The organism is Pseudomonas sp. GM60, from assembly GCF_000282415.1.
Taxonomy (GTDB): domain Bacteria; phylum Pseudomonadota; class Gammaproteobacteria; order Pseudomonadales; family Pseudomonadaceae; genus Aquipseudomonas; species Aquipseudomonas migulae.
This window is the reverse complement of the sequence record NZ_AKJI01000071.1, coordinates 1-7,764: the sequence shown is the minus strand read 5'-3', so window position 1 is coordinate 7,764 and position 7,764 is coordinate 1. Positions and strand designations below refer to the sequence as shown.

At 60.3% G+C, this 7,764-nt stretch carries 9 protein-coding genes; 7 read left to right on the top strand and 2 right to left on the bottom strand.

The annotated features are described in order from the left end of the window. Nucleotides 1-136 precede the first annotated feature (136 nt). Nucleotides 137-502 (bottom strand): hypothetical protein, encoded by a 366-nt coding sequence (locus PMI32_RS11450; RefSeq protein ID WP_008030776.1) that lies wholly within the window; start codon nt 500-502, stop codon nt 137-139. A 245-nt stretch (nt 503-747) separates the two neighbouring features. On the opposite strand from PMI32_RS11450, the gene PMI32_RS11455 reads away from it, so the two are divergent. Together PMI32_RS11455 and PMI32_RS11460 are read left to right on the top strand one after the other, a co-directional pair. Beyond that, on the top strand, nt 748-1,566 hold the full coding sequence (locus tag PMI32_RS11455) for a shikimate 5-dehydrogenase (RefSeq protein WP_008030774.1): 819 nt from the start codon (nt 748-750) through the stop codon (nt 1,564-1,566). A 214-nt stretch (nt 1,567-1,780) separates the two neighbouring features. Further along, complete coding sequence (locus PMI32_RS11460; protein ID WP_008030772.1) at nt 1,781-2,299, top strand: cupin domain-containing protein; 519 nt, start codon at nt 1,781-1,783, stop codon at nt 2,297-2,299. Between the two features lie 156 nt (nt 2,300-2,455). Here PMI32_RS11460 and PMI32_RS11465 read toward each other — a convergent pair whose 3' ends face one another. Then, nucleotides 2,456-3,103 carry a YceH family protein gene (locus PMI32_RS11465; RefSeq protein WP_008030770.1) on the bottom strand — a complete coding sequence of 216 codons (648 nt, stop codon included), beginning with the start codon at nt 3,101-3,103 and terminating at the stop codon, nt 2,456-2,458. A gap of 309 nt (nt 3,104-3,412) precedes the next feature. Between PMI32_RS11465 and PMI32_RS11470 the strand changes: the two genes are divergently transcribed. From PMI32_RS11470 to PMI32_RS11490, 5 genes are read left to right on the top strand one after another with little or no spacing between them, the layout of a single operon-like run. Next, nucleotides 3,413-4,390, top strand: coding sequence for an NAD-dependent epimerase (locus tag PMI32_RS11470; protein ID WP_008030768.1), 978 nt, complete (start codon nt 3,413-3,415; stop codon nt 4,388-4,390). Between the two features lie 46 nt (nt 4,391-4,436). Beyond that, nucleotides 4,437-5,177 carry a glycosyltransferase family 2 protein gene (locus tag PMI32_RS11475; protein WP_008030766.1) on the top strand — a complete coding sequence of 247 codons (741 nt, stop codon included), beginning with the start codon at nt 4,437-4,439 and terminating at the stop codon, nt 5,175-5,177. Further along, nucleotides 5,174-5,452 (top strand): lipid-A-disaccharide synthase N-terminal domain-containing protein, encoded by a 279-nt coding sequence (locus PMI32_RS11480; RefSeq protein ID WP_008030764.1) that lies wholly within the window; start codon nt 5,174-5,176, stop codon nt 5,450-5,452. Before PMI32_RS11475 ends, PMI32_RS11480 begins: the two co-directional genes overlap by 4 nt. Nucleotides 5,453-5,455: 3 nt before the next feature. After that, nucleotides 5,456-6,976 (top strand): ArnT family glycosyltransferase, encoded by a 1,521-nt coding sequence (locus PMI32_RS11485; protein ID WP_008030763.1) that lies wholly within the window; start codon nt 5,456-5,458, stop codon nt 6,974-6,976. A 40-nt stretch (nt 6,977-7,016) separates the two neighbouring features. After that, complete coding sequence (locus PMI32_RS11490; protein ID WP_008030762.1) at nt 7,017-7,526, top strand: DUF1993 domain-containing protein; 510 nt, start codon at nt 7,017-7,019, stop codon at nt 7,524-7,526. Nucleotides 7,527-7,764 lie beyond the last annotated feature (238 nt).

Sequence of the window (7,764 nt, the reverse complement as noted above, 5' to 3'; positions counted from 1 at the left end):
GCGAGGCACCGAACGAAAGGGGCAAGAGCGCTTGGTTACTTGGCGCTTCTCCAAGTGACTCGCCGTAAGGGCGAAACCAATATCAGCCATCACCCAAACAATGGATATACACCCAGTCAAAGCCTGCGTGAGCCTGTTACCAGCGGCCATAACCATGCGGAGGCCCGTAATACCCGCGTGGCGGGCCGTAATAACCACGGGGAGGGCCGTAGTAGACCGGCGGCGGGCCGTAATAACCCGGTTGTTGCACATAAACCGGTGCCGGCTGGTAATAAACCGGTGGCGGTTGCTGCACGTAAACCGGCTGTGGCTGCACGTAAACCGGTTGCTGCACATAAACCGGCCGGCCGCTATTGATGATGGCCGAACCGACGATGGCCGAGCCAACGATCGCACCAAATACCGCTGGACCTTGCCACCCGCCACCGCCATGCGCTTCTGCCTGCCCTGCGATAGCAAGAGCTCCGATCAGCAAGGCAACTGTGGGGATTTTACGGATCATGATAGTTCCTCGGTTCATCGACCCGGCGCTTGCGTCTGCAATAGACCCAAGGATTGTCGCGGGGATACTTCTAAGACAGCGTATTTCTGAAAATCAGCACAGCCGTTGGGTAAATTTTGTGTAAGGTCTGTACCGGCTTCCTTACCAACTTCGCTGCCACGAGCAGGTACGCGGATATGATCGATCAGAACGCGATGGCATGGCTAATCCCGTCCATCTGAAAGTGCAATTGAAGGAGATTTTTCATGCAGATGAACCCCAACAAAGACACCCAGCTGTGCATGTCCCTGTCGGGCCGCCCCGGGAACTTTGGCCTGCGATTTCACAATCATCTGTACGAACAACTTGGCCTGAATTTCTACTACAAGGCGTTCCGCAGCCAGGACCTGACCGGTGCCGTCGCAGGCATCCGCGCCCTGGGGATTCGCGGCTGCGGCGTGTCGATGCCGTTCAAGGAAGCCAGCATTGCGCTGGTCGATGAACTGGACGCGTCGGCTGCCGCGATTCAATCGATCAACACCATCGTCAATACGGACGGCCACCTCAAGGCTTACAACACCGACTACATCGCCATCGCCCAGTTGCTGGAAACCCACCAGGTGCCCAAGGCGTCGACTTTTGCCCTGCGCGGCAGCGGCGGCATGGCCAAGGCAGTGGCCAGCGCATTGCGCGATGGTGGCTACCAGAACGGCCTGATTGTCGCCCGCAACGAGCACGCCGGACGTGCCCTGGCTGAATCGCTGGGCTATGAATGGCAAGCCGAACTGGGCAGCCAGCGCCCGCAAATGTTGATCAACGTGACACCGATCGGCATGACCGGCGGGCCTGAGGCCGATCACCTGGCGTTCGATGCGCCAACCATCGCAGCAGCGGAGACTGTCTTCGATGTGGTGGCGATCCCCTCGGAAACACCGCTGATCGTGCGGGGACGTGCCGAAGGCAAGCGGGTGATCACCGGACTGGAAGTGATCGCGATCCAGGCGCTGGAGCAGTTCGTGTTGTACACCGGCGTGCGTCCGACGCAGGAGCAGTTTCAGAAGGCGGTGGAGTTCGCTCGCAGTTGAGGCCTTCTGCTATTTGTTGGCAGTACTGGCCTCATCGCGAGCAGGCTCGCTCCCACATTCGACCGAGTTCTTCCAGTAGAAATGCGATCAAATGTGGGAGCGAGCCCGCTCGCGATGGCTGCGACTCGGTATCCAGTCAGTCGCAGCAAATTTCCTATACTGCCCCCAGCAAAACAAGACTTGCCACCCCATAAAACCGTGCCCGAGGTTTCCCATGCATCCCCCCATCCTCAACCTGCATCAGGTCGATCTCGAACCGCTGCCCGAAGCCCTCGCGCCCACCGGTGAAACCGCCGGCCGTTATCAACAGCGGATGGCTCGCATCGGTCAGCAACTGGGTGCGCAAAAGCTCGGTTATCGTTTGTACGTGCTGGAACCGGGCATGCGCGGTAGCCCGTTTCACAGTCATCGGGTCAACGAGGAGATGTTCTACGTCGTCGCGGGGGAAGGGGAGATTCGTCTTGGCACCGAGCGTTTTCCGATCCGCGCCGGTGACGTGATCGCCTGCCCGCCGGGCGGTCCGGAAGCGGCGCACCAGATCATCAACACCAGCAAGGCTGAACTGCGCTATTTGGCGGTCAGCACCCAGCAATCGCCGGAAATCTGCGAATACCCGGACTCCCGCAAGTACGCGGTGATGGACGACTTCAAGGTCGATGCCGAAGGCAATGCTTCGGGCTTCGTTGCCATCGCCAGACAGGCCGACGGCGTGGATTACTGGGACGGCGAGTAACCACTAACACCACAAACCCAAATGTGGGAAGGGCCGGGCGACGTTCGCTTGCTCGCGAATGCGGTGTGTCAGTTAACACTGTATCGACTGACACACTGCATTCGCGAGCAAGCGAACGTCGCCCGGCCCTTCCCACATTTGGATCTGTGTTACTGGTTACTCGAGGCGTGCCAGGCGCTCTTCCAGCGCTGCAATCCGCGCTTCGAGCTCTTCGATGCGTTCTACCGACACGCCGCTGCCGCCACCACGCTCCACCGGATTCTGTCGCGCCGCGAGGATCGCTTCGATGTCCGCCGGATCACCCAGCGCATGCATGTAGCGGTCTTCACGTTGCCCCGCCTGGCGCGGAATCAGCAGCGCCAGACCGCGCGCAATCAGTCGTTCAAGCTGATGCACAACCTGCTCGGCATCTTCGAACTCATGCATGCGGCCGCTGCGGGTCAGCAGTTCGTTGACCGTCTGCGGACCACGCAGAAACAGCAGTCCCGTCAGAATCACCTGTGCCGGCACCAGTTCCAGTGCCTTGTCGACCTTGTGCTCCCAGCGGTCGGCACGACTGCCCATCACCAGTTTGGCAAAGCCGCGACCTTCGAGGGCGCGCAGGCTCTGGCCGACCTGGCCCTGGGTGAGGTTCATCACCGGTTCGCGGCTGGTTTTCTGGTTGCAGGCAATCACCAGGGCATTGAGGGTCAGCGGATAGGTTTCCGGGCTGGTGGCCTGTTTCTCGATCAGCGAACCCAGAATGCGGATTTCTGTGCTGTTGAGCCGTGGCTCGTCGAAGGTTGTTTCTTGCTCAATGCTCATGATGCTGCGTCCTTACCTGATTCATATTCTTCTTCAGCTGGCATGCACTTTAGATGGGCGGGCGCCAATGGCAACTGAATTCGTCGCGTCCCCCGGCAATGGTCATAAAAGCTACATCAATCCATAACGCGATTTTTACAATTCGACGGGCACCGTATGCATGGCCGCGCGATGACGGTCGCGCCTGAGGGGCGCGGCGTCAGAGCGTATCGACGACGTCACTGGCCTTACTGACTGCAACCGGGAGCAAGGCATGACGCTGACGTTGGAATCGACTGGCAATAATGCGCTGATCGGCGCGCACCTGCCATGACCGTACTGGTTACCGGCGCTGCGGGTTTCATCGGTTTTCACACGGTCAAGCGCCTGTGTGAGCAAGGCCTTGAAGTGGTCGGCATTGATAACCTCAACGACTACTACAGCGTGGCGCTCAAACACGCTCGGCTCAAGGAGCTGCGAGCCTTGTCGGGCTTTCGTTTCCAGACGCTGGATATCGTCGACAAACCTGCCTTGATGGCGTTGTTCAAGGAACACCGCTTCACAGATGTCATCCATCTGGCGGCCCAGGCGGGTGTTCGCTACTCGCTGGACAACCCGGACGTGTACGCGCAATCGAACCTGACAGGGTTTTTGAATGTGTTGGAGGCCTGCCGACACCATCGCCCGGACCATCTGATTTATGCCTCGAGCAGTTCGGTGTATGGCACCAACAGCAAGTTGCCATTCAGCGTTGAGGACGCCGTCGATCACCCGGTTTCGCTGTACGCGGCGAGCAAGCGCGCCAATGAGCTGATGGCCCACAGCTACTGCCATCTCTACGGGCTCCGGGCCAGCGGCCTGCGGTTTTTTACCGTGTACGGACCTTGGGGGCGCCCAGACATGGCGCTGTTCAAGTTCACCGACGCGATCCTCAACGATCGCCCCATCGACCTCTACAACGAGGGCTTGATGTCGCGGGATTTCACCTACATCGACGACATCGTCGAAAGCATCGTCCGCCTGCGTCCACGCCCGCCGTTGCCGGAGAACGCCGGGGAGGGCGTCAACCGGATTTTCAACATCGGGCGCGGCACGCCGGTGGCGCTGCTGGATTTCGTCGAATGCCTGGAGGCGGCGCTGGGCCGGCCTGCCCGGCGCAACTTGATGCCGATGCAGGCGGGCGATGTGCACAGGACCTGGGCGGATGTGTCGGCATTGGCGCAGTGGGTCGACTTTCGTCCGCACGTGACGGTCGAGGCCGGCGTCGGGCAATTCGTGAAGTGGTATCGCCACTTTTATCAGCGCTGAAGCGTTGATCTTCGAACATAAAAAATTCAGGAAAACAGGGGCCTCCATGAGCCAGGACTTATTTGTATCCGTGCTGATTCCGGCAAAGAACGAAGCGAGCAATCTCACCGCGCTGCTGGAAGAAATCCGCGTCGCGCTGGCGGATGAAGCGTATGAAGTCATCGTCGTCGACGATGGCAGCACTGACACCACGTTGCAGGCGTTGCGGCAGACCCGGCATAACGGGCTGAACACGCTGCGCATCCTGCAACATGAACGCTCGCTGGGGCAGAGCACGTCGCTCTATCACGCCGCGCTCGCCGCCCGTGGCCAATGGCTGGCAACCCTCGATGGTGACGGGCAAAACGACCCTGCGGACATCCCCGGCATGCTGGCGCTGGTGCGTCGTGAGCCGGCAGCCGCCGACCTGCAATTGGTCGCCGGGCACCGGGTCAACCGTCGTGACACTGCCAGCAAACGCTGGGCTTCGCGGTTTGCCAACGGGTTGCGCCGACGCATGCTCAAGGATCAGACGCCGGATACCGGCTGCGGGTTGAAACTGATCCAGCGTGCGGCGTTCCTGCGTTTGCCGTACTTCGACCATATGCACCGCTTCATCCCCGCGCTGATCCAGCGCCACAACGGCCGCATGCTCACCCACCCGGTCAACCATCGACCGCGCACGGCCGGCGTCTCCAAATACGGCAACATCGACCGCGCGCTGGTGGGGATTCTCGACCTGATCGGTGTCTGGTGGCTGATCCGGCGCACACGCCTGAACACCCGGCCGCAGGAGATCGAAGGATGAATCTGTCCCGCGAAACCCTATGGTTGGTGGTCGGTTTCAGCGGTCAGATCGCCTTCACCGGGCGCTTTGTCCTGCAGTGGCTGTACAGCGAATACAAAAAACGCAGCGTGATACCGGTGAGCTTCTGGTACCTGAGCATCATCGGCAGCGCGCTGTTGTTTGCGTACGCCATCTATCGACAGGACCCGGTGTTCATCATCGGCCAGGCGTTCGGTTCCATCGTCTATTTGCGCAACCTGCAATTGATTGCCCGCAGCAAAACCTTGAAGGACTGACCCATGCGCCGAACCCTTTCACCCGGCGTCGAATGCCTGGGGCTGATGCTGCTTGCTTTGTTGCTGGTCGGCGCGGGGCTCGGGTTGCGCCAGCCGCAGAATGTGGACGAGGAGCGGTTCCTCGGCGTGGCGCTGGAGATGCTGCACAACGGGTCGTGGTTGATTCCCCATCGCGCTGCCGAGATTTACGGCGATAAACCACCGATATTCATGTGGACCGTGGCGTTTTTCACCTGGATCACCGGGATGCCCGCCATTGCCCTTTACCTTCCGGGGCTGCTGTCTGCCACCTCGGTCACGGCGATGCTCTACGACTTGGGTCGCAGGCTTTGGAACCAACGAGCCGGTCGGACGGCCGCGCTGCTGTACCTGGCGACCTATCAGACCTACAGCATTCTGCGCACCGGCCAGATCGACAGTTTTCTGATCCTGTTCACCTCGTTGGGCCTGTACGGTCTGGCCCGACACCTGCTGCTCGGGCCGGCCTGGCGCTGGTTTTACGCGGGCTGCGCGGCGATGGGGATCGGCGTGATCACCAAAGGGGTCGGCTTTGTGCCGGCGTTGATGCTGATCCCGTATGCCTACGCGGTGCGCAAAGGTTGGTCCGGCGTGGTGGCGATGCCGGGCGAAGCGCGCAAATGGTGCCTGGGTGTTGTGGTGCTGCTCGGTGCCGTGGGCATCTGGCTGCTGCCCTTGGCGCTGTCCATCGTGCTCAATGGCGGTGCTGAGGAAATTGCCTACGTGCGGGAAATCCTGCTGCGCCAGACGGCGGGGCGTTATGCGGCCGCCTGGGATCACCGGGAGCCGTTCTGGTACTTCTTCGTCAGCGTCATTCCGCAATATTGGTTGCCGCTGGTGCTGGCGCTGCCGTGGCTGATCCCCGCCTGGCGCCGGCAATTACGCAAGCACGATGGTCGCGTGTTGGTGCTGCTGGGTTGGGTGGTGCTGGTGGTGCTATTTTTCTGCCTGAGCAGCGGCAAGCGCAAGTTGTACATTTATCCGGCGCTACCGGGATTGGTGCTGGTCGCCGCACCGCTGATGCCTTGGTTGCTCAGGCGCTGGTTCCGTCAACGCCGACTAGGGGGACGGATTTTTCAGGGGGTGGCGGTGATTTGGTTCACGCTGTGGTTCGCCCGAGGGTTCATCGAGCCGGTCAAGGACGGCGCCAATCCCCACGAGGCGTTGATGGCACAAGCGGCGACCATGACTCGGGGCGCCGACCTGGTGTTGGTCCACTGGCGCGAGGGCCATTGGTTGTTCGCAAGGCAGCCGATCGTGCATTTCGGCATGATCGGTTCAACGGTCGAGCAGGCGGCGCAGTGGTTGCGTGAACATCCGCAGGCGTACGCGTTGGTGCCGGATGAACAGCTCGGTCAGTGCTTCAATCCGCAGGCTGCCCGCGAGTTGGGCGAGACCTCCCGGGCGCAATGGTCGATCGTCGGTGCCGACGCCGACAACGGCAATTGCCATCCTGGTCCGCCGGCCCATATCTATCGCTTCACCTGGGACCGTGCATCGCTATAATCGACCCCACGTTTTACTCCTGTCACCACACGAGACTGCCATGACCATTTCCCTGTATGACGCTTCCGTCCCTGTTTTCAAACAAATGCTCAATGCCCTGAGCGACGTTCTGAACAAGGCAGAAGCCCACGCCACCGCCAAGAACATTGATCCGAACGCTTTCCTGCAAGCCCGTCTGTACCCGGACATGTTCCCGCTGGTGCGTCAGGTGCAGATCGCTGTTGATTTCGCCAAGGGTGTTTCTTCGCGTCTGGCCGAGATCGAAGTGCCGAAGTACGACGACACCGAAACCACCTTCGCCGAGCTGCAAGCGTTGCTGACCAAGGTTCTGGCTTACATTGGCGAGATCAAGCCCGAGCAGATCAATGGCAAGGAAGGCATCGAGATCATCACCCGTCAGGGCACGCCGAAAGAGAAGCGCTTCAGCGGCCAGGCTTACTTGCTGAGCTACGGTCTGCCGCAGTTCTTCTTCCACGTCACCACCGCTTACGCATTGCTGCGTCATAACGGTGTGGAAGTGGGCAAGCGCGATTACATGGGCGCGTTCTAAACCGCCCGGGTACAAAAAAGCCCGCCAAGGTTTGCGCCTTGGCGGGCTTTTTATTGTTCTTGTGGGAGTGGGCCTGCTTGGTTTGTTGACCGGGTGCATATCCGTTTTTTCGGTTGCGGCGGCTATTGGTTTCGCCCTTACAGCGAGTCACTTTCGAAAAGCGCGAAAGTAACCAAAGCGCTTTTGCCCCTTTCGTTCGGTGCCTCGCTAAGGCTCGGCATGCCCTCGCTCCGGTCCT